This window comes from Mycolicibacterium iranicum (genome assembly GCF_014190915.1).
Classification (GTDB): Bacteria; Actinomycetota; Actinomycetes; order Mycobacteriales; family Mycobacteriaceae; genus Mycobacterium; species Mycobacterium iranicum_B.
This window is the reverse complement of sequence record NZ_JACHVU010000006.1, coordinates 36306-61789: the sequence shown is the minus strand read 5'-3', so window position 1 is coordinate 61789 and position 25484 is coordinate 36306. Positions and strand designations below refer to the sequence as shown.

23 protein-coding genes and 2 tRNA genes are annotated in these 25484 nt (G+C 68.6%); 18 read left to right on the top strand and 7 right to left on the bottom strand.

Annotated elements, in window-relative coordinates:
* Window positions 1–54 precede the first annotated feature (54 nt).
* Window positions 55–879: a DoxX family protein gene (locus FHR72_RS14780; RefSeq protein WP_311736145.1), complete on the top strand. Its 825-nt coding sequence runs from the start codon at window positions 55–57 to the stop codon at window positions 877–879.
* Window positions 880–906: 27 nt separating this feature from the next.
* On the opposite strand, the gene FHR72_RS14775 is transcribed toward FHR72_RS14780, so the two are convergent.
* Window positions 907–1302 carry a PH domain-containing protein gene (locus tag FHR72_RS14775; RefSeq protein WP_183469268.1) on the bottom strand — a complete coding sequence of 132 codons (396 nt, stop codon included), beginning with the start codon at window positions 1300–1302 and terminating at the stop codon, window positions 907–909.
* A 291-nt stretch (window positions 1303–1593) separates the two neighbouring features.
* On the opposite strand from FHR72_RS14775, the gene FHR72_RS14770 reads away from it, so the two are divergent.
* The 4 genes from FHR72_RS14770 (at window position 1594) to FHR72_RS14755 (ending at window position 5742) form a co-directional block, all read left to right on the top strand.
* On the top strand, window positions 1594–3465 hold the full coding sequence (locus tag FHR72_RS14770; RefSeq protein WP_183469266.1) for an acetolactate synthase large subunit: 1872 nt from the start codon (window positions 1594–1596) through the stop codon (window positions 3463–3465).
* Window positions 3465–3965 (top strand): acetolactate synthase small subunit, encoded by a 501-nt coding sequence (gene ilvN, locus FHR72_RS14765; protein WP_183469264.1) that lies wholly within the window; start codon window positions 3465–3467, stop codon window positions 3963–3965. Before FHR72_RS14770 ends, ilvN begins: the two co-directional genes overlap by 1 nt.
* A gap of 51 nt (window positions 3966–4016) precedes the next feature.
* Window positions 4017–5018: a ketol-acid reductoisomerase gene (gene ilvC, locus FHR72_RS14760; protein WP_183469657.1), complete on the top strand. Its 1002-nt coding sequence runs from the start codon at window positions 4017–4019 to the stop codon at window positions 5016–5018.
* A gap of 100 nt (window positions 5019–5118) precedes the next feature.
* Complete coding sequence (locus tag FHR72_RS14755) at window positions 5119–5742, top strand: DUF3159 domain-containing protein (RefSeq protein ID WP_183469255.1); 624 nt, start codon at window positions 5119–5121, stop codon at window positions 5740–5742.
* Between the two features lie 45 nt (window positions 5743–5787).
* Here the strand turns inward: FHR72_RS14755 and FHR72_RS14750 are convergent, their stop codons facing one another.
* Window positions 5788–7218, bottom strand: coding sequence for a phytoene desaturase family protein (locus tag FHR72_RS14750; RefSeq protein WP_183469253.1), 1431 nt, complete (start codon window positions 7216–7218; stop codon window positions 5788–5790).
* Window positions 7219–7250: 32 nt separating this feature from the next.
* Between FHR72_RS14750 and serA the strand changes: the two genes are divergently transcribed.
* From serA to FHR72_RS14735, 3 genes are read left to right on the top strand one after another with little or no spacing between them, the layout of a single operon-like run.
* Window positions 7251–8837, top strand: coding sequence for a phosphoglycerate dehydrogenase (serA, locus tag FHR72_RS14745; protein ID WP_183469251.1), 1587 nt, complete (start codon window positions 7251–7253; stop codon window positions 8835–8837).
* Window positions 8834–9844, top strand: coding sequence for a 3-isopropylmalate dehydrogenase (locus FHR72_RS14740; protein WP_183469249.1), 1011 nt, complete (start codon window positions 8834–8836; stop codon window positions 9842–9844). The genes serA and FHR72_RS14740 overlap by 4 nt, the downstream gene beginning before the upstream one ends.
* A gap of 56 nt (window positions 9845–9900) precedes the next feature.
* The gene (locus tag FHR72_RS14735; RefSeq protein ID WP_311736144.1) at window positions 9901–10455 is read left to right on the top strand and encodes a YrhK family protein; all 555 of its coding nucleotides are present in this window, start codon (window positions 9901–9903) and stop codon (window positions 10453–10455) included.
* A gap of 30 nt (window positions 10456–10485) precedes the next feature.
* On the opposite strand, the gene FHR72_RS14730 is transcribed toward FHR72_RS14735, so the two are convergent.
* Window positions 10486–11709: an MFS transporter gene (locus FHR72_RS14730; RefSeq protein ID WP_183469247.1), complete on the bottom strand. Its 1224-nt coding sequence runs from the start codon at window positions 11707–11709 to the stop codon at window positions 10486–10488.
* 116 nt (window positions 11710–11825) lie between these two features.
* Here FHR72_RS14730 and FHR72_RS14725 point away from each other — a divergent pair, with 116 nt between their 5' ends.
* The 4 genes from FHR72_RS14725 (at window position 11826) to FHR72_RS14710 (ending at window position 14421) form a co-directional block, all read left to right on the top strand.
* A complete protein-coding gene (locus tag FHR72_RS14725; RefSeq protein WP_183469245.1) occupies window positions 11826–12614 on the top strand; it encodes a fumarylacetoacetate hydrolase family protein in 789 nt (262 codons plus the stop codon).
* A complete protein-coding gene (gltX, locus tag FHR72_RS14720) occupies window positions 12611–14095 on the top strand; it encodes a glutamate--tRNA ligase (protein WP_183469243.1) in 1485 nt (494 codons plus the stop codon). The genes FHR72_RS14725 and gltX overlap by 4 nt, the downstream gene beginning before the upstream one ends.
* A 117-nt stretch (window positions 14096–14212) precedes the next feature.
* A tRNA-Gln gene (locus FHR72_RS14715) sits at window positions 14213–14287 on the top strand.
* Between the two features lie 61 nt (window positions 14288–14348).
* Window positions 14349–14421: transfer RNA gene (locus tag FHR72_RS14710), tRNA-Glu, on the top strand.
* A gap of 95 nt (window positions 14422–14516) precedes the next feature.
* Here FHR72_RS14710 and FHR72_RS14705 read toward each other — a convergent pair.
* A complete protein-coding gene (locus FHR72_RS14705; RefSeq protein WP_183469241.1) occupies window positions 14517–15218 on the bottom strand; it encodes an IclR family transcriptional regulator in 702 nt (233 codons plus the stop codon).
* A 38-nt stretch (window positions 15219–15256) separates the two neighbouring features.
* On the opposite strand from FHR72_RS14705, the gene leuC reads away from it, so the two are divergent.
* From leuC to FHR72_RS14690, 3 genes are all read left to right on the top strand, one after another.
* The gene (leuC, locus tag FHR72_RS14700) at window positions 15257–16702 is read left to right on the top strand and encodes a 3-isopropylmalate dehydratase large subunit (RefSeq protein WP_183469239.1); all 1446 of its coding nucleotides are present in this window, start codon (window positions 15257–15259) and stop codon (window positions 16700–16702) included.
* Between the two features lie 19 nt (window positions 16703–16721).
* Window positions 16722–17315, top strand: a complete 594-nt coding sequence (gene leuD, locus FHR72_RS14695; protein WP_183469237.1) for a 3-isopropylmalate dehydratase small subunit — start codon at window positions 16722–16724, stop codon at window positions 17313–17315.
* A gap of 201 nt (window positions 17316–17516) precedes the next feature.
* Window positions 17517–18176, top strand: a complete 660-nt coding sequence (locus FHR72_RS14690; RefSeq protein WP_183469235.1) for an HU family DNA-binding protein — start codon at window positions 17517–17519, stop codon at window positions 18174–18176.
* Between the two features lie 113 nt (window positions 18177–18289).
* On the opposite strand, the gene mutT1 is transcribed toward FHR72_RS14690, so the two are convergent.
* The 3 genes from mutT1 to cofC all read right to left on the bottom strand — a co-directional run bounded on the left by mutT1 (window position 18290) and on the right by cofC (window position 22191).
* Window positions 18290–19192 (bottom strand): 8-oxo-(d)GTP phosphatase MutT1, encoded by a 903-nt coding sequence (gene mutT1, locus FHR72_RS14685; protein ID WP_183469233.1) that lies wholly within the window; start codon window positions 19190–19192, stop codon window positions 18290–18292.
* A 106-nt stretch (window positions 19193–19298) separates the two neighbouring features.
* Window positions 19299–21482 carry an RNA degradosome polyphosphate kinase gene (locus tag FHR72_RS14680; RefSeq protein ID WP_183469231.1) on the bottom strand — a complete coding sequence of 728 codons (2184 nt, stop codon included), beginning with the start codon at window positions 21480–21482 and terminating at the stop codon, window positions 19299–19301.
* A 61-nt stretch (window positions 21483–21543) separates the two neighbouring features.
* Window positions 21544–22191 carry a 2-phospho-L-lactate guanylyltransferase gene (gene cofC / locus FHR72_RS14675; RefSeq protein WP_183469229.1) on the bottom strand — a complete coding sequence of 216 codons (648 nt, stop codon included), beginning with the start codon at window positions 22189–22191 and terminating at the stop codon, window positions 21544–21546.
* 53 nt (window positions 22192–22244) lie between these two features.
* Here cofC and FHR72_RS14670 point away from each other — a divergent pair, with 53 nt between their 5' ends.
* From FHR72_RS14670 to FHR72_RS14660, 3 genes are read left to right on the top strand one after another with little or no spacing between them, the layout of a single operon-like run.
* Window positions 22245–23240, top strand: a complete 996-nt coding sequence (locus FHR72_RS14670; protein WP_183469227.1) for an NAD(P)H-dependent glycerol-3-phosphate dehydrogenase — start codon at window positions 22245–22247, stop codon at window positions 23238–23240.
* A gap of 2 nt (window positions 23241–23242) precedes the next feature.
* The gene (locus FHR72_RS14665) at window positions 23243–24352 is read left to right on the top strand and encodes a cystathionine gamma-lyase (protein WP_183469225.1); all 1110 of its coding nucleotides are present in this window, start codon (window positions 23243–23245) and stop codon (window positions 24350–24352) included.
* 28 nt (window positions 24353–24380) lie between these two features.
* Window positions 24381–25484 (top strand): D-alanine--D-alanine ligase family protein, encoded by a 1104-nt coding sequence (locus tag FHR72_RS14660; RefSeq protein ID WP_183469223.1) that lies wholly within the window; start codon window positions 24381–24383, stop codon window positions 25482–25484.

The following is a 25484-nucleotide window of genomic DNA, read 5'->3' as shown; positions in this document are numbered from 1 at the left end:
AACGCGCCGCGCCAATTCCCGGCAAGGGCTGGACTTGCACTTACCCTGGCTGTCGTGACGAGTCCCCTTGACCCACGCCCCTGGCAGCGGCCCGACGATTCGGCTGGCCGGCCCGCGTCGGCGAGCCTCGTCGACCCCGAGGACGACCTTCCGTCGGCGAACTACAGCGGAGATTTCGAGACCACCGCGATTCCTCGTTACGACTCGGCCAAACCGTCCGACCCGCAGCCGTTCCTCCTCAACGATCCCGAGCCGCTGCCCTACGTGCAGCCCGCCACGGGCCTGGCCCCGGGTGCCTACGGGTCGGCCGCGGCGCGGACGGAGGTCGGCGTCGATCCGGACCGCCGCGACGATCGCCGCGGAACCCAGGACCTGGGGCTGCTCCTGCTCCGCGTCGCCGTCGGCGCACTGCTGATCGGGCACGGCCTGCAGAAGATCTTCGGCTGGTGGGGCGGCCCCGGACTCGGTGGCTTCCGCGACCAGCTCACCGATGTCGGGTTCCGCAACGCCGACATCCTGACCTATGTCGCCGCCGGCGGTCAGATCGCGGCCGGCGTCCTGCTCGTCCTCGGCCTGTTCACCCCGATCGCGGCGGCGGGTGCCCTGGGTTACCTGGTCACCGCGGTGCTGGCGGAGGCCTCGATCGCCCGCGACGAGGCCCGGCTGTCGGCGTTCCTCACCGACGGCCACGAATACCAGCTCGTCCTGGTCGTCGCCGTCGCGGCGATCATTCTGATCGGCCCCGGCAAGTACGGTCTGGACGCCGGCCGCGGCTGGTCCCGCAGGCCCTTCGTCGGCTCGTTCGCCGCGTTGCTCCTCGGTGTCGGAGCAGGCGTGGCCATCTGGGTCTTGCTCAACGGCGCGAACCCCCTGGCCTGACGCGCCCCTCAGCGACCCCGGCGGACGTCACTCGTACGGGTTGGGCACCCGTCCGCCGCTGGCTGCGGTCAGGGACGGCAGCGTGGAGAACGTCACCGCGGGCAGGGTCAGTTCGCCGCCGTCGCGTCGTTGCGCCACCGCCCATGCCCCGCGACCGAACCTCAGGCCGGCGATGTCGTCCCACCGCACCGTCTGGCGTCCGAACAGGGAGCGTGCGGTGACGGTGTCCCGGTCGGCGATGGTCCGGTAGCGGACGATCAGCACCGAGATCGCGACCGGGATCAGGAAGAACACGACGAACCACGCCGGCCCGGCGAACACCACCGCCATCAGGGCGATGGTCAGGAAGCCGACGGCCACGTGTGCCATCGGCGAGATCTTGATGACGACAGGCGACGACTCCTGGGCCGAAGGGGTGCGCATCTCGCCATCATCGCACCGGCGCGCGTTCCGCATCACTCACGTGCGCGCGGCGCACGCGTCTGTGGGGCGCAGATTTGACCTTTGAGCAGTAGGGCGGCTACCGTCGTCTGCTATGCAGACCTTGCTCGTAGTAATTGGGTTGCGCGTTGATGCCGCGCTGGCCCTGATTCGGGCATAGCAAAACCGCATCGACGCGCAACCCTCGCTCAGCCACCGGGCTGACGGGGGTTTTTTGTTGCCCCAGCACCGATTTGAGAAGATCAGCCGAGTAGAGAAAGACCAGAGGACACCGTGAGCGCACCCACGAAGCGACCGCCCGAACAGTCGGCGACCCCGACAAACGGGTCTGCGGCTGCCGCGAAGCACAACTCCGCGATAGCCCCGGCGCAGCCCAACACCGCCAATAGCGTTGCCCCGCACCAGCTCACCGGAGCGCAGGCGGTCATCCGCTCCCTCGAGGAGCTCGGTGTCGACGTCATCTTCGGTATCCCCGGAGGTGCCGTGCTGCCGGTCTACGACCCGCTGTACGACTCGCAGAAGCTGCGTCACGTCCTGGTGCGCCACGAGCAGGGCGGTGGCCACGCCGCCAGCGGCTACGCGCACGCCACCGGACGCGTGGGGGTGTGCATGGCCACCTCGGGTCCCGGCGCGACCAACCTGGTGACCCCGCTGGCCGACGCCTACATGGACTCGATCCCGATGGTGGCGATCACCGGCCAGGTCGGACGGAGCCTCATCGGCACCGACGCGTTCCAGGAAGCCGACATCTCGGGCATCACCATGCCGGTCACCAAGCACAACTTCCTGGTGCGCAACGGCGACGACATCGCCCGCGTCATCGCCGAGGCCTTCCACATCGCCGCCAGCGGCCGGCCGGGTCCGGTGCTCGTCGACATCCCCAAGGACGTGCTGCAGGGCGACTGCACATTCGCGTGGCCGCCGCAGTTCGAGCTGCCGGGCTACAAGCCGAACACCAAGCCGCACAACCGGCAGATCCGCGAGGCCGCCAAGCTGATCGCCGAGGCGCGCAAGCCCGTCCTCTACGTCGGCGGCGGCATCATCCGCGGTGAGGCCTCCGAGCAGCTGCTGGAATTGGCCGAGCTGACCGGTATCCCGGTGGTGACCACGCTGATGGCGCGCGGCGCGTTCCCGGACAGCCACCGGCAGAACCTGGGCATGCCCGGGATGCACGGCACCGTGGCCGCGGTCGCCGCACTGCAGCGCAGCGACCTGCTGATCGCGCTGGGCACCCGGTTCGACGACCGCGTGACGGGCAAGCTGGATTCGTTCGCCCCCGATGCGAAGGTGATTCACGCCGACATCGACCCCGCCGAGATCGGCAAGAACCGGCACGCCGACGTGCCGATCGTGGGCGACGTCAAGAACGTGATCACCGACCTGATCGACGCGCTGCGCGCGGCCTCGGTCGGCGCGATCGAGATGGACGCCTGGTGGGAGTACCTGGACGGGATCCAGTCGACGTACCCCCTGAGCTACGGCCCGCAGAGCGACGGCAGCCTGAGCCCGGAATACGTGATCGAGACGCTGGGCAAGATGGCCGGCCCGGACGCGGTGTACGTGGCCGGCGTGGGTCAGCACCAGATGTGGGCGGCGCAGTTCATCTCCTACGAGAAGCCCAAGACGTGGCTCAACTCCGGTGGTCTGGGCACCATGGGCTTCGCCGTTCCGGCCGCCATGGGCGCGAAGATGGGCCGTCCCGAGGCCGAGGTGTGGGCCATCGACGGCGACGGCTGCTTCCAGATGACCAACCAGGAACTGGCGACGTGTGCGATCGAGGGCGTGCCGATCAAGGTCGCGCTGATCAACAACGGCAACCTCGGCATGGTGCGGCAGTGGCAGACGCTGTTCTACGAGCAGCGGTACAGCCAGACCGATCTGGCCACGCACACCCGCCGCATCCCGGATTTCGTGAAGCTGTCCGAGGCGCTGGGGTGCGTCGGATTGCGTTGCGAGCGTGCCGAAGACGTGGAAGGCGTGATCGCGCAGGCGCGCGAGATCAACGACCGGCCCGTGGTCATCGAGTTCGTGGTGGGCGCCGACGCCCAGGTGTGGCCGATGGTGGCCGCAGGCACCAGCAATGATGAGATCCAGGCGGCCCGCGGGATCCGTCCGCTGTTCGACAACGAAGAGGGACACGCATAATGCCCACCACGCACACGCTGTCGGTGCTCGTCGAGGACAAGCCCGGCGTCCTGGCCCGTGTGGCGTCGCTGTTCTCCCGCCGCGGCTACAACATCCAGTCGCTGGCCGTCGGCGCCACTGAGCACAAGGACCTCTCGCGCATGACCATCGTGGTCGACGTCGAGGAGTCACCGCTGGAGCAGATCACCAAGCAGCTCAACAAGCTGATCAACGTGATCAAGATCGTCGAGCAGGACGAGGCGAACTCCGTCTCCCGTGAGCTCGCGCTGATCAAGGTCCGCACCGATGCCACGACCCGCAGTCAGGTCATCGAGGCGGTCAACCTGTTCCGCGCCAAGGTCGTCGACGTGTCCAATGAGTCGCTGACGGTGGAGGCCACAGGCACGCCTGAGAAGATCGAAGCGCTGCTGCGGGTGCTCGAGCCCTACGGGGTCCGAGAGATCGTCCAGTCCGGTGTGGTGTCGCTGTCCCGCGGTCCTCGCGGTATCAGCACCAAGTAGTAACCCGAGAAGCCAAGTACAGAAAGAAGATTCACGAAGATGGCAGTTGAGATGTTCTATGACGACGACGCGGACCTGTCGGTCATCCAGGGCCGCAAGGTCGGCGTCATCGGCTACGGCAGCCAGGGGCATGCGCATTCGCTGAGCCTGCGCGATTCCGGCGTGCAGGTGAAGGTCGGCCTCAAGGAGGGCTCGAAGTCCCGCGAGAAGGTCACCGAGCAGGGCCTGGAGGTCGACACTCCCGCCGAGGTCGCCAAGTGGGCGGACGTGATCATGGTGCTCGCCCCCGACACCGCGCAGGCCGACATCTTCACCAACGACATCGAGCCCAACCTCAATGACGGGGACGCGCTGTTCTTCGGCCACGGTCTGAACATCCACTTCGGTCTGGTCAAGCCGCCGGCGAACGTCACCGTCGGCATGGTCGCCCCGAAGGGGCCGGGTCACCTGGTTCGCCGGCAGTTCGTCGACGGCAAGGGTGTGCCGTGCCTCGTCGCCGTCGAGCAGGACCCCAAGGGTGAGGGCCTGGCGCTGGTGCTGTCCTACGCCAAGGGCATCGGCGGCGCGCGCGCCGGCGTCATCAAGACCACCTTCAAGGACGAGACCGAGACCGACCTGTTCGGTGAGCAGGCCGTCCTGTGCGGTGGCACCGAGGAACTGGTCAAGACCGGTTTCGACGTGATGGTCGAGGCGGGCTACGCCCCCGAACTGGCCTACTTCGAGGTGCTGCACGAGCTCAAGCTGATCGTCGACCTGATGTACGAGGGCGGCATCGCGCGGATGAACTACTCGGTGTCCGACACCGCGGAGTTCGGCGGATACCTGTCCGGACCGCGGGTGATCGACGCCGACACAAAGAAGCGGATGCAGGACATCCTCAAGGACATCCAGGACGGCACCTTCGTCAAGCGCCTCGTTGCCAACGTCGAGGGTGGCAACAAGGAGCTCGAAGGCCTGCGCAAGCAGAATGCCGAGCACCCGATCGAGGTCACCGGCAAGAAGCTGCGCGACCTGATGAGCTGGGTCGACCGCCCCATCACCGAAACCGCGTAACACTTTCTACCCTTTGCGCCGAACTGGGATTCCCGGTCGTTGATCTGTTCCAGATCACGACCGGGAATCCCAGTTCGGCGTTTCGGTACCCTCGGTGCTCATGACGGGCACATCGACGCCGGCCGCCGCTCTGCTGGCCCGCGCAGGCGGAGTTCGCGGGCTCGTCTACACAGGCTTGCCGGTGACGCTGTTCGCCGCCCTCAACGCCGTCGCGGGGCTGACCCCGGCGCTGATCGCCGCGGTGTCGGCCGGTGCGGTCGTGCTGGCGTGGCAGCTGGTGCGCCGGGAGTCGACGCGGCCTGCGCTGTTCGGGTTCGCCGGGATCGCGGTCGGCGCCGGCTTCGCGCTCGTCACCGGTCAGGCCAAGGATTTCTACCTGCCCGGCATCTGGATGTATCTGGCCATGGCGGTGCTGTTCACCGGCAGCGTCGTGGTGGGCCGCCCCCTCATCGGCGTGGTGTGGGCCTGGATGACCGGCCGCGACGACACGTGGCGCCGGACCCGCAGGGTGCGGATGGCCTTTGACCTCGTGACGCTGATGATGGCGGTGGTTTCGGCCACCCGCTTCGCGGTGCAGTTCTACCTGTACGACACCGACCAGGAGGGCATGCTGGCGATCGCGCGGATCGCCATGGGCTGGCCGGTCTTCCTGGTGACGTCGACGTTCATCTACCTGGCGATCCGTACCGGGATGCGCACGCTCCCGCGCGGCCTTCCCGAGTGATTTCGGTGTCAATGGTCACTCTGACGTTGACCGATGACACCGAAATCACGGGGAGAGCGAGGGCACTTCCTCGATGCCGAACTCCCGGCGCAGCACGGTGCGCGCGGCGTAGTAGCCGGCCATCCCGTGGACGCCGCCGCCGGGGGGTGTCGCCGACGAGCACAGGTAGGCCTTCGGAATCGGCGTGGACCACGGATTCCACCGCAGGGTCGGACCGGTGAGCGCGCTGAACATGTTGTTGCCGCCGACGCCGATGTCACCGCCGACCAGGTTGGCGTTGTGGTCGGCCAGGCGGGCGGCCGGGACACTGCGCACCCCGGCCACCACGTCGCGGAAGCCGGGTGCGAAGCGTTCGAACACCTCGATGACGGCGTCGGCCATGTCGACGGTGGAGCCTGCGGGAACGTGCGCGTAGGTCCACAGCGGACGCCTGCCCTGGGCGTCGATCCGGCCCGGGTCCGCGAGGTGGGGCAACGCCGCGAGCACCATCGGCCACGGCGCATGCCTGCCCTGGGCGATCTCCTTCTCTGCCCGCGCCATCGTGGTCCGATCGCCGCCGAGGTGAAGCGTCGGTGCGTCGGCCAGACGCGGGTCGCGCCAGGGGATCTCGCCGGTGAGCACGAAGTCGACCTTCGCGACGCCCGGGCCGTAGCGGTACCGCTGCAGCCGTCGGGCGTAGCTCGCGGGCAGACGGTCGCCGTAGATGTCGAGCAGCGCGGTCGGCGCCGTGTCGTAGAGCACCACTCCCGAAGGCGGGCTGGTGACCTCCTCGCCGAGCACGAGTTCTCCGCCGTGGGCCCGCAGGTCGGCCAGCAGCGCGTCGGGAATCGCCTGCGAACCCCCGACCGGGATCGGCCACCCGACCGCGTGGCCCAGCGTCGAGAGCATCAGGCCCGCACCCGAGGCGACCAGCGACGGCATCTGCGAAATAGTATGTGCGGCAACGCCGGTGAACAGCGCGCGGGCGTCCTCGCCGATCAGGGTGCGCCACGCCGGGGTGCCCTGGGCCAGCAGTCGCGGGGCGACGCGCAGCGCGGCGGGGATGCTCGGCGGGATCGAGCGCTTGTCGCCCAGGATCAACCCGACCACGCCGTCGCAGTCGGCCGCCAGCGGTCCGAGCAGCCGACGCCACGAGGCGCCGTCGTCGAGTTCGGCGCAGGTGCGCTCGATGTCGCGGTAGCCGATCGCGGCGGGCCGGCCCGGCAGCGGGTTGCCGTAGGACACGTCGGGCACGATGAGCTGGACGCCGCGGGCCCGCAGGTCGAACTCGGCGAAGAACGGCGAGGCCAGCGCCAGCGGGTGGACCGCCGAGCAGATGTCGTGCGACACCCCGCCGAACTCGGGATCGGGCAGCGTGCGCGCACCGCCGCCCGGGGTGTCCTGCGTTTCGATGACCCGCACCGACACGCCTGCTCGTGCGCAGATCACAGCGGCGGCCAACCCGTTGGGCCCGCTCCCGACGACCGTCAATTCCACCCGGACATTAGAGCCCATTAGGCTGAGGCCTCGTGAGTCTTCCTGTTGTACTGATCGCCGACAAGCTGGCCCAATCGACGGTGGAGGCCCTGGGGGACCAGGTCGAGGTCCGCTGGGTGGACGGGCCCGACCGTGAGAAGCTGCTGGCCGCCGTGGTCGACGCCGATGCGCTGCTCGTACGGTCCGCGACCACGGTCGACGCCGAGGTCCTCGCCGCCGCGCCGAAACTGAAGATCGTGGCCAGGGCCGGTGTCGGCCTGGACAACGTCGACGTCGACGCCGCGACGGCCCGGGGCGTCCTGGTGGTCAACGCGCCGACGTCGAACATCCACAGCGCCGCCGAGCATGCCTTGGCGCTGCTGCTGTCGGCCGCCCGTCAGATCCCGGCCGCCGACGCCACGCTGCGCGAACACACCTGGAAGCGGTCGTCGTTCTCGGGCACGGAGATCTTCGGCAAGACGGTCGGCGTCGTCGGCCTCGGCCGCATCGGCCAGTTGGTGGCACAGCGCCTCGCCGCCTTCGGCGCCCACATCACCGCCTACGACCCGTATGTATCCCAGGCGCGGGCCGCTCAGCTCGGCATCGAGCTGCTGACCCTCGACGAGCTGCTCGGCCGCGCCGACTTCATCTCGGTGCACCTGCCCAAGACCAAGGAGACCACCGGGCTGATCGGCACGGAGGCGCTGGCCAAGATGAAGCCGGGCGTCATCATCGTCAACGCCGCGCGCGGTGGCCTGATCGACGAGGCCGCGCTCGCCGACGCGATCACCAGCGGCCACGTGCGGGGCGCCGGCCTGGACGTCTTCTCCACCGAGCCGTGCACCGACAGCCCGCTCTTCGAGTTGCCGCAGGTGGTGGTCACCCCGCATCTCGGCGCGTCCACCGCCGAGGCGCAGGACCGGGCCGGCACCGACGTCGCCGCCAGCGTGAAGCTCGCGCTGGCCGGGGAATTCGTGCCCGACGCCGTCAACGTCGGCGGAGGCACCGTCGGCGAGGAGGTCGCGCCGTGGCTGGACCTGGTGCGCAAGCTGGGTCTGCTCGCCGGGGCGCTGTCGGCCGAACTGCCCACGAAGCTGTGCGTCCAGGTGCGCGGTGAGCTCGCCTCCGAGGATGTCGGGGTGTTGCGCCTCTCGGCGCTGCGCGGCCTGTTCTCGGCCGTCATCGAAGACCAGGTGACCTTCGTCAACGCCCCGGCGCTGGCCGCCGAGCGCGGTGTCGAGGCCTCGATCGACGCGGAGAGCGAGAGCCCGAATCACCGCAGCGTGGTCGACGTCCGCGCGGTGGCCGCCGACGGCTCGACGGTCAACGTCTCGGGAACGCTGTCCGGTCCGCAGCTCGTCGAGAAGATCGTCCAGGTCAACGGGCGCAACCTCGATCTGCGTGCCGAGGGCGTGAACCTGATCATCAACTACGACGACCAGCCCGGTGCGCTCGGCAAGATCGGCACCCTGCTCGGGGGCGCGTCGGTGAACATCCTTGCCGCGCAGCTCAGCCAGGACGCCGACGGTCAGGGCGCGACGATCATGCTGCGGCTCGACCGCGAGGTACCCCAGGACGTGCTCGCCGCGATCGGCAGAGACGTCGCCGCTGTGACACTGGAAGTGGTTGATCTGACATGAGACTCGCGGTGGTGGCCGGCGACGGCATCGGACCCGAAGTCATCGGCGAAGCGCTCAAGGTGCTCGACGCCGTGATGCCCGGCGTGGAGAAGACCGAATACGACCTCGGTGCGCGGCTGTACCACAGGACGGGCGAGGTGCTGCCCGACTCGGTGCTCGACGAGCTCAAGGGCCACGACGCGATCCTGCTCGGTGCGATCGGCGACCCGTCGATGCCCAGCGGCGTCCTGGAGCGCGGCCTGCTGCTGCGCATCCGCTTCGAACTCGACCATCACATCAACCTGCGACCGGGCCGGCTGTACCCGGGCGTGCAGAGTCCGTTGGCCGGTAACCCCGAGATCGACTTCGTCGTGGTGCGCGAAGGCACCGAGGGCCCGTACACGGGTAACGGCGGCGCGATCCGCGTCGGCACGCCGCACGAGATCGCGACCGAGGTGAGCGTGAACACCGCCTACGGTGTGCGACGGGTGGTGCAGGACGCCTTCGGGCGAGCACAGCAGCGGCGCAAGCATCTGACGTTGGTGCACAAGAACAATGTGCTGACCAACGCCGGATCGCTGTGGTGGCGCACGGTGCAGACCGTGGCCGCCGAGTATCCCGAGGTCGAGGTCGCCTACCAGCACGTGGATGCGGCCACGATCCACATGGTCACCGACCCGGGTCGTTTCGACGTCATCGTCACCGACAACCTGTTCGGCGACATCATCACCGATCTCGCCGCCGCGGTCTGCGGCGGTATCGGTCTGGCCGCCAGCGGCAACATCGACGCCACGCTGGCCAACCCGTCGATGTTCGAGCCCGTGCACGGCAGCGCGCCGGACATCGCCGGGCAGGGCATCGCGGATCCGACGGCTGCGATCATGTCCGTGTCCCTGTTGCTGGCCCATATGGCCGAAGTCGATGCCGCGACCCGGGTGGACAAGGCGGTCGCCGAGCATCTGGCCACCCGCGGAACCGAGACGCTGTCCACCACGCAGGTGGCGGAACGGATTCTCGGGAAGCTGTAACCATCGCCGGGTTCGCCACTCTCGGCCGGCAGTGCCTGCTGTTCGCGGTCGGGTCGGTGTTCTTCGCGCTGGCCACCGCGCCCGGGGTGGCTCCCGCGCTGGGTGCCGGGCCTGCGAATGCGCTGTGCTTCGTCGGATCGTGGTTCTTCACCACCGCGGCGTGGATGCAGCTGTCGCTGTCGGATCGACGGCGCCACGGTGAATGGTGGGCGGCGGCAACGCAGTTCGCCGGCACTCTGCTGTTCAACGTCAGTACGGGCGCTGCGGTGTGGGCGCATGCCGTGGCCGAGGAGCGCCGCTACGTGTGGGCCCCTGATGCGACCGGATCGGCGTTGTTCCTCGTCAGCGGCGCACTGGCGATGGCGGCGATCGCGGCCGTGAGCGGGGTTCTGGAACTCCGGTCGAGGGACTGGCAGGCCGGAGCGGTGAACCTGGTCGGCTGTATCGCGTTCGGGGTGTCGGCGGTCGCGGCATTCGTCCGCGGGGGCGGGATCACCGTCGACGAGCCGCTGGCCAATCTGGGCACGTTTCTCGGTGCGCTATGCTTCCTGGTGGCGGCATTGATGGAAGTGCCGCGCCGGGGATCGCGGATGCGTTCCGGTGTCGGCTGACCGGAGCGCCGTCGCGGCGGTACGCCGATCTCACGATGTCCCTCGGCGATTCGATTCGACGCGCAGGGGCACCGCGGGTATCGCCAGGAGCGGGAACAGTGCGCAGACGGCGAACGCCGCCGGGAAACCGGCGATTGCGATCAACCCTCCGAACAGCGGCGGCATCACCCCCTGGGCGAACAGCTGGCTGGTGTTCTGGGTGCCCATCGCGCGCCCACTCCAGAAGGGCCCGGCGTACTCGGCGATCAACGTGAAGGCCAACCCGTTGTCGGACACCGTGATCACCGATGCCGCGATCATCACGGCGACGCTCGCCGGTGAGTCCAGCCAGTCGGACACCGCCAGCAGCGCCATCGCCGTCGCGGCGGCCACGGCGATGAGACGGATGGGCCGCAGCCGCGACGCGACCACGTCGCCGGTGCGTCGGACGAACGTGTCCGACCACCGTCCGGCGGCGATACGCCCTGCGGCGCCGAAGATCTGCGCGACCATCACGAGGATGCCCGCCGAGCCCGGTGACCATCCGCGGTCGGTGATCAGCCACACCAGGGTGAAGGTCCACACGACGACCTGCGGAACGACGAGCAGTACCGAGGTCAGGTGGATCCGCCACAGCATGGACGAGCCCCGGTACGGATTGGCCAGCGCGGTCTCGTCGGCTTCGGCGCGGGGCGGGCGTGGCGGGTCGACCACGGCGAGGACGCACAGCAGGGCCGACGCCGCGCACACGACGGCGGGGAACAGCAGCGCCGCTGCCACACTGTGGGATTCGGCCAGGCGTGGAATCACCAACGCCCCGAGGCCGACCCCCAGCGGCTGGGCCGTCTGACGGATCCCCATCACCAGGCCACGCTTCTCCGCGTCGAACCACCCGACCACCAGTCGTCCACTGGCGGTGTTGCTGCTCGCGGCCGCCATGCCGCCCAGGAACAGGAACACCCCGGTCGTCAGAAGCGAATCCGAGGCCGCCGCGGCGAACGCGGCGACCGCGGTCAGCGCCGAGCCGAGGGTCAGCACGGCGCGTTCGCCGACGCGATCCACCACATAACCCCAGGCGATCAGCGTGACCACCATCCCGAGGCTCGGCAGCGCCGACATCAGCCCGGCGCCGGCCAGGTCGAGGCCGCGCTCGTTGTGCAGGGTGGGGATCAGGAAGGCTACGCCGTTGATGAACACGTTGGCGCACAGCGTCGCCAGAAGACCGATGACCAGCATCGACCACCGCCGTGCCGCACTGATCTCGGTCCTGGGCATGCCGCCATCGTGGCACAGCCGTCCCACAGAGTGAATTTCAATCCCATTTTGTGAGACGCTGTCGCGGTCGCCGCCGCGGTCGAGGTCGGCGCCGCGGCGGGCACTAGGCTGACGTCATGCGTCTCGGTCGTATCGCCAGCCCCGACGGAGTGGCCTTCGTCTCCGTCGAGGGTCCCTCCGACAAACCGGACGAGGCGGTGGTCCGCGAGATCGCCGAGCACCCGTTCGGCACCCCGACGTTCACGGGCCGGCAGTGGCCCCTGGCCGATGTGAGGCTGCTCGCACCGATCCTGGCGAGCAAGGTCGTCTGCATGGGCAAGAACTACGCCGCGCACATCGAGGAGATGGGCGGCGGCACGTTCGAGGATCCGATCATCTTCCTCAAGCCCAACACCGCGATCATCGGTCCCGACATCCCGATCCAACTTCCCGCCGACGCTCATCCCGTGCATTTCGAAGGGGAGCTGGCCGCCGTCATCGGCCGACCCTGCAAGGACGTCCCCGCCTCCCGCGCCGCCGAGAACATCCTGGGCTACACGATCGCCAACGACGTGTCGGCGCGCGATCAACAGAAGAAGGACGGCCAGTGGATGCGGGCCAAGGGCCACGACACCTTCTGTCCGGTGGGGCCGTGGATCGTCACCGACGTCGACCCCACGGATCTCGAAATCCGCACGGAGGTCAACGGAGAGGTCAAGCAGCGCAGCCGGACATCGCTGATGATCCACGACATCGGCGCGATCATCGAGTGGATCTCGGCGGTGATGACGCTTCTGCCCGGTGACCTGATCCTGACCGGGACCCCGGAGGGGGTGGGCCCGCTCGAGCACGGCGACAGCGTGAGCATCAGCGTCGAGGGCATCGGCACACTGACCAATCCCGTTGTGCGAAAGGGACAGTCGTGAGCGATTCAGGTGTGCGCGTCAGGTTCTGTCCCTCGCCGACCGGCACGCCGCACGTCGGGTTGATCCGGACGGCGCTGTTCAACTGGGCCTATGCGCGACACACGGGCGGGTCGTTCGTCTTCCGGATCGAGGACACCGACGCCCAGCGCGACAGCGAGGAGAGCTACCTCGCGCTGCTCGACGCGCTGCGCTGGCTGGGGATGGACTGGGACGAGGGCCCCGAGATCGGCGGGCCCTACGGGCCCTACCGCCAGTCGCTGCGACGTGACATCTACCTCGACGTGATCGAGCGTCTCCTCGCCGCGGGGGAGGCCTACGAGGCGTTCTCGACCGCCGACGAAGTCGAAGCCCGCCATGTGGCCGCCGGCCGGAATCCCAAGCTCGGATACGACAACTACGACCGCGACCTCACCGAGGCCCAGCGCGAGGCGTTCCGTGCCGAAGGCCGCGCGCCGGTGGTGCGCCTGCGGATGCCGGACACCGACCTGACATGGGTCGACCTGGTTCGCGGCGAGACCACTTTCCCGGCCGGTTCGGTGCCCGATTTCGCGCTGACGCGGGGTACCGGAGATCCGTTGTACACCTTGGTCAATCCCGTCGACGACGCGTTGATGAAGATCACCCACGTGCTGCGCGGCGAAGACCTGCTGCCCTCCACGCCGCGGCAGCTCGCGCTCTACGCGGCGTTGATCCGCATCGGTGTGACGGATATGACACCGCAGTTCGCACACCTTCCCCCCGTGCTCGGTGAGGGCAACAAGAAGCTCTCCAAACGGGATCCCCAGTCGAATCTGTTCCTGCACCGCGAGCGCGGCTTCATCCCCGAGGGCCTGCTGAACTACCTCGCTCTCCTCGGTTGGTCGATCGCCGACGACCGCGACGTGTTCGGACTCGACGAGATGGTCGCGGCGTTCGACGTCGTCGACGTCAACTCCAATCCCGCGCGCTTCGACCAGAAGAAGGCCGACGCCCTCAACGCCGAGCACATCCGGCTGCTCGAGCCTGCGGAATTCACCCGGCGCCTTGCGGAGTACTTCGCCGTCCACGGTCACCGCACCGGTTTGGACGACGCGCGATTCGCCGAGGCCGCCGCCCTGGTGCAGACACGCATCGTCGTGCTCGGCGACGCGTGGGATCTGCTCAAGTTCCTCGACGACTCGGCGTTCACCCTCGACGAGAAGTCGGCGAACAAGGAGTTGAAGGCGGACGCGGTTCCGGTGCTGACGGCCGCGCTGGGCGCCCTGGAGGCGCTGTCGCCATGGGAGACCGCCCCGATCGAGGAGGCGCTCAAGGCGGCGCTCATCGACGGTCTGGAACTGAAGCCGCGAAAGGCATTCGGACCCGTGCGCGTCGCGGCGACCGGCTCGTCGGTGAGCCCGCCGCTGTTCGAATCGCTGGAACTCCTCGGCCGCGACCGCAGCCTGGAGCGGCTACGGGCCGGACGCGATCACGCCGCGGCGGCCGCGACGGTGGAGGCGTGAAAAACCGGCCTGAAATCTTTGGTAGTCTGCTCGTCGGCCCACGAGTTGTCGCGCAGCGGGACCACCGAGGCGCATAGGGTCGAAAAAGGCTTGTGACCAGCGGTTACAAGCTGCCAATGGGGTATGGTGTAATTGGCAACACAGCTGATTCTGGTTCAGCCATTCTAGGTTCGAGTCCTGGTACCCCAGCCAACGCCGGCGATTAGGTCAGCATTCTCTCCTGAGCTATGCTTTCCAACCGGCACATGTTCTAGCCCCCGTCGTCTAGCGGCCTAGGACGCCGCCCTCTCACGGCGGTAGCGTGGGTTCGAATCCCATCGGGGGTACACATCACACTCCGGGCCTCGACGAGGTCCGGAGTTTTTTCTGTCCGGAGTTTTTTCTGGTCGCCTCTCAGGCCGGGCGACGCGGGTGGCCGGCCTCAGAGCCGGCGCGTCAACGCGTCGGCCGCAGCGACGAGGTCGGCCGCCCAGCGCGCCCCGGGCCGTCTGCCCATCCGGTCGATCGGGCCCGACACCGACACGGCGGCGATCACTGCTCCACGGCCGTCGCGCACCGGTGCCGAGACGCTCGCCACGCCGGGCTCGCGCTCCGCGGCGCTCTGCGCCCATCCACGCTTGCGTACCTCGGCCAGTGTCCGGTCGGTGAATGCCGCGGCGGGCAGCACCGCCTGCTGGGTTCCGGGGTCGGCGTAGGCCAGCAGCACTTTGGCACCGGAGCCCGCGGTCATCGGCAGACGTGTTCCGATCGGGACGGTATCGCGAAGTCCGGCAGGTGGTTCCAGGGCCGCCACGCAGACCCGTGAGGTGCCCTCCCTGCGGTAGAGCTGGACGCTCTCGCCCGTGAGCTCCCGCAGCCGGGGCAGGACCACGGCGCCCGCGGACAGGAGCGGGTCCCGGACCTGCCCGGCGAGTTCGGTCAGTGCGGGCCCGAGGCGCCACTGACCGTCGTTGTCCCGGGCGAGCAGTCGGTGCGCCTCCAGCCCGACAGCGAGGCGGTGGGCCGTCGCGCGGGGGAGGCTGGTGCGCTCGCAGAGATCGGCGAGGCCGCACGGTGACTCGGCCACCGCGTGCAACACGGTGACCGCTTTGTCCAGAACGCCGATGCCGCTATCCTGTCTCACAAGGAGATATTAGCTTCCCAGATTGTGAGACAGTCAAGATGGCCAATGCGACTCAGCCCCGCACTCTCGCCGAGAAGGTCTGGAGCGACCACGTGGTCGTTCCCGGAGCCGGAGAGGGTGCCGCGCGCGAGCCGGATCTGATCTACATCGACCTCCACCTCGTCCACGAGGTCACCAGCCCACAGGCTTTCGACGGTCTGCGGCTGGCCGGACGCCCGGTGCGCAGGCCCGATCTGACGATCGCCACCGAGGACCACAACGTCCCCACCGTCGACATCGACAAGCCGATCGCGGACCCGGTCTCGCGCACCCAGGTGGAAACACTGCGCCGCAACTGCGAGGAATTCGGCATCAGGCTGCACCCGATGGGTGACGCCGAGCAGGGCATCGTCCACATCATCGGCCCGCAGCTGGGTCTGACGCAGCCCGGAACGACGGTCGTGTGCGGCGACAGCCACACGTCCACCCACGGCGCGTTCGGCGCGCTGGCAATGGGTATCGGCACGTCGGAGGTCGAGCACGTGCTCGCCACCCAGACCCTGCCGCTGCGGCCGTTCAAGACCATGGCGGTCAACGTCGACGGTGAGCTGCCGCCGGGCGTCAGCGCCAAGGACATCATCCTGGCCGTGATCGCCAAGATCGGCACCGGCGGCGGACAGGGGCACGTGATCGAATATCGCGGCAGCGCCATCGAATCGCTGTCGATGGAAGGCCGGATGACGGTCTGCAACATGAGCATCGAAGCGGGTGCGCGGGCAGGCATGGTCGCGCCCGACGAGACCACCTTCGAATTCCTGCGTGGACGTCCGCACGCGCCGCAGGGCGCCGACTGGGACGCGGCGGTCGCCGCGTGGCGCGAGCTACGCACCGACGAGGGCGCCCAATTCGACACCGAGGTCTACATCGACGCGTCGACGCTGAGCCCCTTCGTGACATGGGGGACCAACCCGGGGCAGGGTGTGGCCCTCGGCGACTCGGTGCCCGATCCCGAGATGATGTTCGACGAGGCCGAGCGGTCCGCCGCGGAGAAAGCACTGGCCTATATGGACCTTCGGGCCGGAACACCGATGCGAGAGATTCCCGTCGACACCGTCTTCGTGGGCTCGTGCACCAACGGCCGCATCGAGGATCTGCGGGTCGTCGCCGACGTGCTCCGCGGCCGGAAGGTCGCCGACAACGTCCGGATGCTGGTGGTGCCGGGCTCGATGCGGGTGCGCGCCCAGGCCGAAGCCGAGGGGCTGGGCGAGATCTTCTCTGCCGCAGGCGCAGAGTGGCGGCAGGCGGGCTGCTCGATGTGTCTTGGAATGAATCCAGACCAGCTGGCGCCGGGGGAGCGGTGTGCCTCGACGTCGAACCGCAATTTCGAGGGCAGGCAAGGCAAGGGTGGCCGAACGCATTTGGTCTCCCCGGCCGTCGCGGCCGCGACCGCAGTGCGCGGCACGCTCTCGTCGCCGGCCGATCTGGTCGCCGAACCGGTCCGCTGAAACCCGATAGGAGACTGAGATGGAAGCCTTCACGACCCACACCGGGATCGGTGTGCCGCTGCGCCGGTCGAATGTCGACACCGACCAGATCATCCCGGCGGTCTACCTGAAGCGAGTCACACGAACGGGATTCGAGGACGGCCTGTTCGCCGCCTGGCGCAACGACCCGTCGTTCATCCTGAATCTGGCCCCCTTCGACAAGGGTTCGGTGTTGGTCGCCGGCCCCGATTTCGGCACCGGCTCGTCGCGCGAGCATGCGGTCTGGGCGCTGATGGATTTCGGATTCCGTGTAGTGATCTCGCCCCGTTTCGCCGATATCTTCCGCGGCAACGCCGGCAAGGCCGGTCTACTGGCGGCCGAAGTTTCGCAAGATGATGTGGAATTGTTGTGGAAGTTGATCGAGCAGCATCCGGGTACGGAAATCACTGTCAATCTTCAAGATCGGTCGATCACCGCCGGAACGATGATGGTGCCGTTCAACATTGACGACTACACCGCGTGGCGGCTGCTCGAGGGACTCGACGATATAGGCCTTACGCTGCGCAAACTCGACGAAATCCAGGACTACGAGGACCGTCGCCCGGTGTGGAAACCACGCACGCTGCCCGCGTGATCCGCGGTTCGAAACGCTGAAATCCCGCGCCTTCAACCCCCTTTTCGGAGGCCGCCGCAGGAGGGTAAGGGGGCCAAGCGGATTGAAAAAAGTTCGCTGAGCTGGCCTGAAAATGCGCGTGGCTCTTGGAAATCAGCAGCAAATGGGTTTACCGTGTCCACTAGTCGGTCCAAAGAGGGCCACTGGTTTCGGAGGTTTTGCATGAACAAAGCAGAGCTCATCGACGTACTCACGGAGAAATTGGGCTCGGATCGTCGGCAAGCGACTGCGGCGGTGGAGAACGTCGTCGACACCATCGTCCGCGCGGTGCACAAGGGTGAGAGCGTCACCATCACCGGCTTCGGGGTGTTCGAGCAGCGTCGTCGCGCGGCACGAGTGGCCCGCAATCCGCGCACTGGCGAGACGGTGAAGGTCAAGCCGACCTCCGTGCCCGCGTTCCGTCCCGGCGCTCAGTTCAAGGCTGTTGTGTCTGGCGCGCAGAAGCTTCCGGCGGACGGTCCCGCGGTCAAGCGCGGCGTCGCGGCGGCGAGCACCGCCCGTAAGGCCGCCAAGAAGGCTCCGGCCAAGAAGGCGGCCCCGGCCAAGAAGGCGGCACCGGCGAAGAAGGCTCCGGCCAAGAAGGCGGCCACCAAGGCTGCTCCGGCCAAGAAGTCGGCACCGGCGAAGAAGGCTGCGCCCGCCAAGAAGGCGGCTCCGGCCAAGAAGGCTCCGGCCAAGAAGGCCGCCCCTGCCAAGAAGGCGGCTCCGGCCAAGAAGGCTCCGGCCAAGAAGGCCGCCACCAAGGCAGCTCCGGCCAAGAAGGCGGCTCCGGCCAAGAAGGCCCCCGCCAAGAAGGCGCCCGCCAAGCGCGGACGCAAGTAGTCCTTTCGCAACGGAAACGCCGCGGATCCCTTCGGGGTCCGCGGCGTCTTCGTGTCGTGGTCAGGCCGGGGCCGGCACCAGCCGCCTGTGCTGTTTTGTATTCAATTGCGGCGTCACTTCTTCGGAGGCAGCGCGCTGCTGAGATGGTCGGCGGCGATGAGTCGGCCGTCCGACAGCGACAGCACCCAGGTGCTGCCTTTGCGGTTGCGTGACTTGTCGGGACGTACACCGTCGCGGTCACACCACCATTCGATGAGTCCCGGAATCACCTTGCCCTGGGTGCAGATCACCGGTGTCCGCGCGCTCTGGGCGATCTGCAGGATGCGCTCGCGTGTCGCCTTGTGGTCGTCGGCGTAGGCCTCCTCGGTCAGCGCGGGCTCCGCGGCGATCGTCGCACCCAGCTCTTCGGCCAGCGGGTCCAGCGTCTGACGGCACCGAACCCTGTCGGCGGCGAAGAGTTCCCCGGCGCCGAATGCGAGCAGCTGGCCGACCAGTGACTCGGCCTGGGCGCGTCCGTGCTTGTCCAGAGGGCGTTTTCGATCATCGCCCCGGTACCGCTTCTTGTCGCCGGCAGTGCCGTGCCGCACGATCAGGACTGTCTTGGTGTCCGCGGGATGCTTGAGGAAGCGGCGGAGCACCTTGCGGTCGTGCGGGTAGGCCAACTCACCCATCGCCTGCGCGGGCGGCAACCACTTCAGTTCATCGACCTCGTCGTTGGGGGAGAACTCGCCGCCGACGGCCCGGCCCACCCAGTACCGCACCTTCTTCGTGCCGTGCTCCACCGGGTAGGACACGGTCGGCAGGCGACGGCCCAGATGCGCGCGAAAGCCGGTCTCCTCCTCGATCTCCCGGACCGCGGTGACCGGTTCGGTCTCACCCGGGTCCACCTTCCCCTTGGGCAGAGACCAGTCGTCGTAGCGGGGGCGATGGATGATCGCGACCTCCGGTGCGCCGGTACCGCCCTCAGGGCGCCACAGCACCGCTCCGGCGGCCAGGATCGGCGACTTCTTCACCACGGCTGCATCCGCTCTCTCTCCGTCGGCACCTCAACTCCTGCGTGCGACAGGGGCGAGGGGAAGGTTCGTCGGTTCCTGCCCGGCCCCGTGACGCGCCTCGTCGCGGTCAAGGATGCCGGTGGCGTTCCATCAGCGCCATCTGGTGGTCCCGGACGGTGTGCCCCTCCTGGGGGCGCGCCGTCCAGTGTCCGTCGGCGCCGAGTTCCCAACAGCGCGTGCTGGGGTCGGCGGCGGATTCGAAGATGTCGTTGAGCTGCCCGGTCAGCCGCGGATCCTTAACCTGCGCCATCACTTCCACGCGCCGGTCGAGATTACGATGCATCATGTCGGCGCTGCCGATCCAGTACTCGTCGATGGCGCGGAAATGAATGATCCGTGAATGCTCCAGGAACCGCCCGAGGATCGACCGCACGACGATGTTCTCCGAGAACCCCGGTTCACCGGGCCGAAGCGCGCAGATTCCGCGGACCACGACCTCCACCCGGACGCCCGCCTGGGACGCCCGGTAGAGCGCGTCGATGACCTGCTCGTCGACCAAAGCGTTGGCCTTCAGGCGGATCCGGCCGTCGGCGCCCTCGCGGGTGGCGGCGATCTCGCGCTCGATGCGCTCGATGATTCCCCGGCGCACGCCGTACGGCGCGACCAGCAGGTTGCGGTAGGACTCCTTGCGGGAGTATCCGGTCAGGGAGTTGAACAGATCGGTCAGGTCCGCGCCGATGTCGGGAGCAGCGGTCAGCAGACCGATGTCCTCGTAGAGTCGCGCCGTCTTGGGGTTGTAGTTGCCCGTGCCGATGTGGCAGTACCGCCGGATCGTCGAGCCCTCGCGGCGGACCACCAGACATGTCTTGCAATGTGTCTTCAGGCCGATGAGCCCGTAAACGACGTGGACGCCGGCCTGTTCGAGTGCGCGCGCCCACTTGATGTTCGCCTGTTCGTCGAACCTCGCCTTGATCTCGACGAGGGCGACGACCTGCTTGCCCGCTTCAGCGGCGTCGATCAGAGCGTTGACGATGGGCGAGTCACCCGAGGTCCGATACAGGGTCTGCTTGATCGCCAGGACGTTGGGATCCGCGGCCGCCTGCTCGATGAACCGCTGCACCGTCGTGGAGAACGAATCATAGGGATGGTGCACCAGCACGTCACCGTCGCGCAGCGCGGAGAAGATGCTCTTGGGCGTCTCCCGCTCACCGAACGCCGACGGTGTCGCGGGAACGAACGGCCGGTCTTTCAGCAGCGGCCGGTCCACGCCGTAGACCTGCCACAGGGATGAGAGGTCCAGCAGCCCGGGGACTTCCACCACGTCGCCGGGGGCGACGTCGAGTTCGCGCAGCAGCAGCTCCAACATGCTCTCGGTCATGTCGTCGGAGACCTCGAGTCGTACCGGCGAGCCGAACCGGCGGCGGGCCAGCTCGCGTTCCAGGGCCTGCAGCAGGTCCTCGTCGCGGTCCTCCTCGACCTCGAAGTCGGCGTTGCGGGTGATCCGGAAGGCGTGGTGTTCCACCACTTCCAGGCCGGGGAACAGCACCGGCAGGAATGCGGCGATGAGCTCCTCCATGGGGAGGAAGCGGACGACCCCCGGCGAGCCGTCGCGCGCCGACAGCTCGACGAAGCGGTCGACGTTGTCGGGCACCTTGATTCGCGCGAAGTGCTGTCCGCCGTCGTCGGGGTGCTTGACGGTGATGGCCAGGTTGAGGCTCAGGCCGCTCACGAACGGGAAGGGGTGTGCCGGGTCGACGGCCAGCGGCGTCAAGACCGGGAACACCTGCTCGTGGAAATACGTCGACAGCCGCCCGCGTTCGGCTTCGTCGAGTTCGGCCCACGTGACGATCACGATGCCCTCTTCGGCCAGGGCGGGCCGCACCGAGTCGAGGAACACGTGCGCGTGCCTGCTCGCGATCTGCTGGGTGCGCTCGCTGATCCGGCGCAGCTGTTCGCGCGGGGAAAGGCCGTCCGCCGAGCGCACCGACAGGCCCATCTCGTCGCGCCGCTTCAGCCCGGCCACCCGCACCATGTAGAACTCGTCGAGGTTCGACGCGAAGATCGCGAGGAACTTCGCGCGCTCCAACAGCGGCAGAGACTGATCGGCGGCCAGGGCCAGCACGCGGGCGTTGAAGTCGAGCCAGCTCAGCTCGCGGTTGAGGTAGCGGTCCTCGGGAAGGGGGTTTTCCACAGCCGGGGAGGTCGCCGCCGGTGGCGCCTCGGGTGCCGAATCCGCGGGCCCCACGGTCGCCGGCGGAAGCGCCGACTCCGGGGGAACCGTCTGATCCTGTCGGGTCTGCGCTTCGGTCATGGTCTCGATGATTCCCTATCCGTCGTCGCTCATGCCACCGAGAGGACAACGCACCGAGAATTCATCCGGCACGGCTGATGGCCCGCGCTGTGGACGGCCCGACCCCCAGTGCGCGCGCGGCGGCGAGGTCGTCGGGGGTGTCGATGTCGGAACGCAATCCCGGCCAGTCGCCCGTCAACTCCGCTGCGCCGGAGTCACGGTGTCGTCGCGCCGAGTCCGCACCGAAACGCGGATCCAGGGCGACGCCGAAGGCGAAGAGCGCCGCGGTCCCGGTCCCGTGCCGGTCGGTGACGAAGCTGCGGGGGTGCGCCCGCGCATCCTCGATCGCCGCGGCGAGTTCTCCGGCTTTGAGGGCGGGCAGATCACCTTGCAGCACAACGACATTGGGGCTACTCCGGCGAGCCACCGCTTCGGCGGCGCGCAGCGCGTTGTTGAGAGGGTCCTGGTGCCCCTCGGGGGTCGGGTCCTGGAGTACGGTGGCGCCCAACCGGCCCACCGCGGCGGCCGCGACCTCGTCGGGGGTGACCACCAGCACCGACTGCAGCGCGGGCACCGCGAGTGCGGCGGTGATCGTGTCGACCAGCATGGACAGCACCACGTCTTCCCGGACGGTCCCCGAAAACACCGGCGCCAACCGCGTCTTGGCCGCGGTCAGCCGTTTGACCGCGATCACCAGTGCGATGTCGGCGTCCGGAGCGCTGTTCCTCATGCCGCACACGAGCGCCATCCTGCCAGCCGATTATTCCCGGCTACGCTGAAGCCGTGGTTATGGCGGCAGTGATGGGTGCGGGGGCGTGGGGGACGGCCCTGGCGAAGGTATTGGCCGACGCCGGCAACAGCGTCACCCTCTGGGCCCGCCGGCCCGAGCTCGCCGAGGAGATCAACCGCGCCCATCGCAATGCCGACTACCTCGACGCCGCGCTGCCGGAGTCCATCCGGGCGACCAGCGATCCCGCCGAAGCCCTCGCCGGTGCGTGCACCGTCCTGCTCGCCGTACCGTCGCAGACATTGAGGACGAACCTGGCGGGCTGGAAGGACCACCTCGGCGCCGACGCCTCGCTGGTGAGTCTGGCCAAAGGCATCGAGCTGGATTCGCTGATGCGGATGAGTCAGGTCATCGCCCAGGTCACCGGTGCCGACGCGGGCCGGATCGCGGTGGTCACCGGCCCCAACCTCGCCAGCGAGATCGGCGAGGAACAACCCGCGGCCACCGTCGTCGCCTGCAGCGACTCGGGCCGGGCCGTCGCGCTGCAGCGGGCGCTGGCCACCGGGTACTTCCGGCCCTATACGAACGCCGACGTGATCGGGGCCGAGGTGGGAGGCGCCTGCAAGAACGTGATCGCGCTCGCCAGCGGCATGGCTGCCGGTGTCGGTCTCGGCGAGAACACCGCCGCGGCGATCATCACGCGCGGCCTCGCCGAGATCATGCGGCTCGGAATCGCGTTGGGGGCCAAACCCGCGACGCTGGCCGGCCTCGCCGGGATCGGCGATCTGGTGGCGACCTGCACGTCGCCGCACTCACGGAACCGATCCTTCGGCGAACGTCTGGGCAAGGGCGGCGCCATGCAGGCCGCGCTGGATGCGACCGGCGGGCATGTCGCCGAGGGCGTGACCTCGTGCCAGTCCGTGCTCGCGCTGGCGTCGAGCTACGACGTGGAGATGCCGTTGACCGAGGCGGTGCACCGCGTCTGTCACAAAGGGCTGTCGGTCGACGACGCGGTCTCGCTTCTGCTCGGTCGTACGACCAAACCGGAGTGACGATGGCGGGCACCTACGGCGATTCCACCAGGAGCGTCAAAGCTGTTGCCTCCGATGGCGTTCCGGGTGAACCCGTCTCGCCTCCGCCGGTGCCGGCGTCGGCCTACCACCTCGCCGCCGACGAGAACGACGAACTCGACACCTACGGCCGTCGGTCCAACCCGACATGGCGCCGACTCGAATCGGCGTTGGCTGCGCTCGAAGGAGCCTCGGCCGCATTGACTTTCGCATCGGGGATGGCCGCTCTGACAGCAGTGCTGCGGGTGCTGGCCGAGCCGGGCCGCACCGTGGTGGTCCCGGCCGACGGGTACTACCAGGTGCGCGCCTATGCCGAGGAGTTCCTGGCGACCCGCGGCGTCACCGTGGTCGAGGCGACGTGCGCCGAGATGTGCGCGGCGGCGCGCGATGCCGACGTCGTGCTGGCCGAGACGCCGTCGAATCCCGGGCTGGACGTCGTGGACCTGCACCGGCTGGCGATGACGTGCCGGTCGCAGGGCACCACCCTGGTCGTCGACAACACGACCGCCACCCCGCTCGGCCAGCAGCCCCTGTCGCTGGGTGCCGACCTGGTGGTGGCCAGCGCCACCAAGGCCCTCGCGGGGCACAGTGACGTCCTGGCCGGCTATGTCGCGGGCAGCCATCCCGAGTTGATGGAGCGCATCGCACGGGAACGCCTGCACGCAGGTCCGATCCTCGGCGCGTTCGAAGCCTGGCTGGTGTTGCGCAGTCTCGGTAGCGCCGGCCTGCGGTTCGAGCGGCAATGCCAGAACGCGGCCGCGGTGGCCCTGCTGTTGCGTTCCCATCCCGCCGTGCGGTCCGTGCGCTATCCCGGGCTCCCCGAGGACCCCTCGCACGCGATCGCGTCGATGCAGATGCGGCGCTTCGGCGGAATCGTGTCCGTCGAGCTCGCCGACGCCGACGCCGTCCACTCGCTGGTCCGAAGTAGCGAGCTGCTGGTCGCCGCGACGAGCTTCGGTGGCATGCACACCTCGGTGGATCGGCGGGCCCGCTGGGGTGACCCGGTGGCCCCCGGGTTCGCGCGGATCTCCACAGGCATCGAGGACACCGACGACCTGATCGACGACCTGCGCGAGGCGCTGCGGGCGGTGTGAAGCGTGGGGGCGGTAGCCTCTGCAGGTTGTGAGTGCCCGCATCCGCGTCGCCGTTGTCTACGGCGGACGTAGCTCCGAACACGCGATCTCGTGTGTGTCGGCAGGCAGCATCCTGCGCAACCTCGATCCGCAGCGCTTCGAGGTGACCGCGGTCGGTATCACGCCCGCCGGCTCGTGGGTGCTGACCGACGGCCGTCCGGAGACGCTGGCCATCACCGACGGCAATCTGCCCGGCGTCTCCGAGTCCTCGGGCACCGAGCTGACGCTGGCCGCCGACCCGGCGCGGCGCGGTCAGCTGCTGTCCCTGGGCGAAGGCGCCGGCGACATGCTGGCCGCCGTCGACGTCGTCTTCCCCGTGCTGCACGGCCCCTACGGGGAGGACGGCACGATTCAGGGCCTGCTGGAACTGGCCGGTGTCCCGTATGTGGGTGCGGGGGTCTTGGCCAGCGCCGCGGGCATGGACAAGGAATTCACCAAGAAGCTCCTGATCGCCGCCGGGTTGCCCGTGGGGGATCACGTCGTGCTGCGCGCCCACGAGAGCACATTGGCACTGGAGGACAGGGAGCGTCTCGGGCTGCCGGTCTTCGTCAAGCCGGCCCGCGGGGGTTCGTCCATCGGCGTCAGCCGCGTCACCAGCTGGGACCTGCTCCCCGCAGCCGTCGACGAGGCCCGCCGGCACGACCCCAAGGTCATCATCGAGGCCGCCGTGCCCGGCCGCGAACTGGAGTGCGGCGTCCTGGAGTTCCCGGACGGCCACCTCGAGGCCAGCGCGCTGGGTGAGATCCGCGTGGCCGGGGTGCGCGGACGCGAAGACGGCTTCTACGACTTCGAGACGAAGTACCTCGACGACGGGGCCGAACTCGACGTGCCGGCCAAGGTCGACGATGCGGTGGCCGAGGCGGTCCGGGGTCTCGCGATCCAGGCGTTCGACGCGATCGACTGCCAGGGGCTGGCGCGCGTCGACTTCTTCCTCACCGACGACGGCCCGGTGATCAACGAGATCAACACGATGCCCGGGTTCACCACGATCTCGATGTATCCCCGCATGTGGGCGGCCAGCGGTATCGACTATCCGACGCTGCTCGCGACGATGGTCGAGACGGCCGTGGCCCGCGGCACCGGTCTGCGCTAG

Coding starts and splice junctions, on each gene's coding strand:
- FHR72_RS14725 (WP_183469245.1), top strand. CDS start 11,826: ATGCGTCTCGGTCGTATCGCCAGCCCCGACGGAGTGGCCTTCGTCTCC.
- FHR72_RS14740 (WP_183469249.1), top strand. CDS start 8,834: ATGAGACTCGCGGTGGTGGCCGGCGACGGCATCGGACCCGAAGTCATC.
- FHR72_RS14665 (WP_183469225.1), top strand. CDS start 23,243: ATGGCGGGCACCTACGGCGATTCCACCAGGAGCGTCAAAGCTGTTGCC.
- FHR72_RS14775 (WP_183469268.1), bottom strand. CDS start 1,302: ATGCGCACCCCTTCGGCCCAGGAGTCGTCGCCTGTCGTCATCAAGATC.
- leuC (WP_183469239.1), top strand. CDS start 15,257: ATGGCCAATGCGACTCAGCCCCGCACTCTCGCCGAGAAGGTCTGGAGC.
- FHR72_RS14755 (WP_183469255.1), top strand. CDS start 5,119: ATGACGGGCACATCGACGCCGGCCGCCGCTCTGCTGGCCCGCGCAGGC.
- leuD (WP_183469237.1), top strand. CDS start 16,722: ATGGAAGCCTTCACGACCCACACCGGGATCGGTGTGCCGCTGCGCCGG.
- FHR72_RS14680 (WP_183469231.1), bottom strand. CDS start 21,482: ATGACCGAAGCGCAGACCCGACAGGATCAGACGGTTCCCCCGGAGTCG.
- ilvC (WP_183469657.1), top strand. CDS start 4,017: ATGTTCTATGACGACGACGCGGACCTGTCGGTCATCCAGGGCCGCAAG.
- FHR72_RS14690 (WP_183469235.1), top strand. CDS start 17,517: ATGAACAAAGCAGAGCTCATCGACGTACTCACGGAGAAATTGGGCTCG.
- FHR72_RS14730 (WP_183469247.1), bottom strand. CDS start 11,709: ATGCCCAGGACCGAGATCAGTGCGGCACGGCGGTGGTCGATGCTGGTC.
- cofC (WP_183469229.1), bottom strand. CDS start 22,191: ATGAGGAACAGCGCTCCGGACGCCGACATCGCACTGGTGATCGCGGTC.
- ilvN (WP_183469264.1), top strand. CDS start 3,465: ATGCCCACCACGCACACGCTGTCGGTGCTCGTCGAGGACAAGCCCGGC.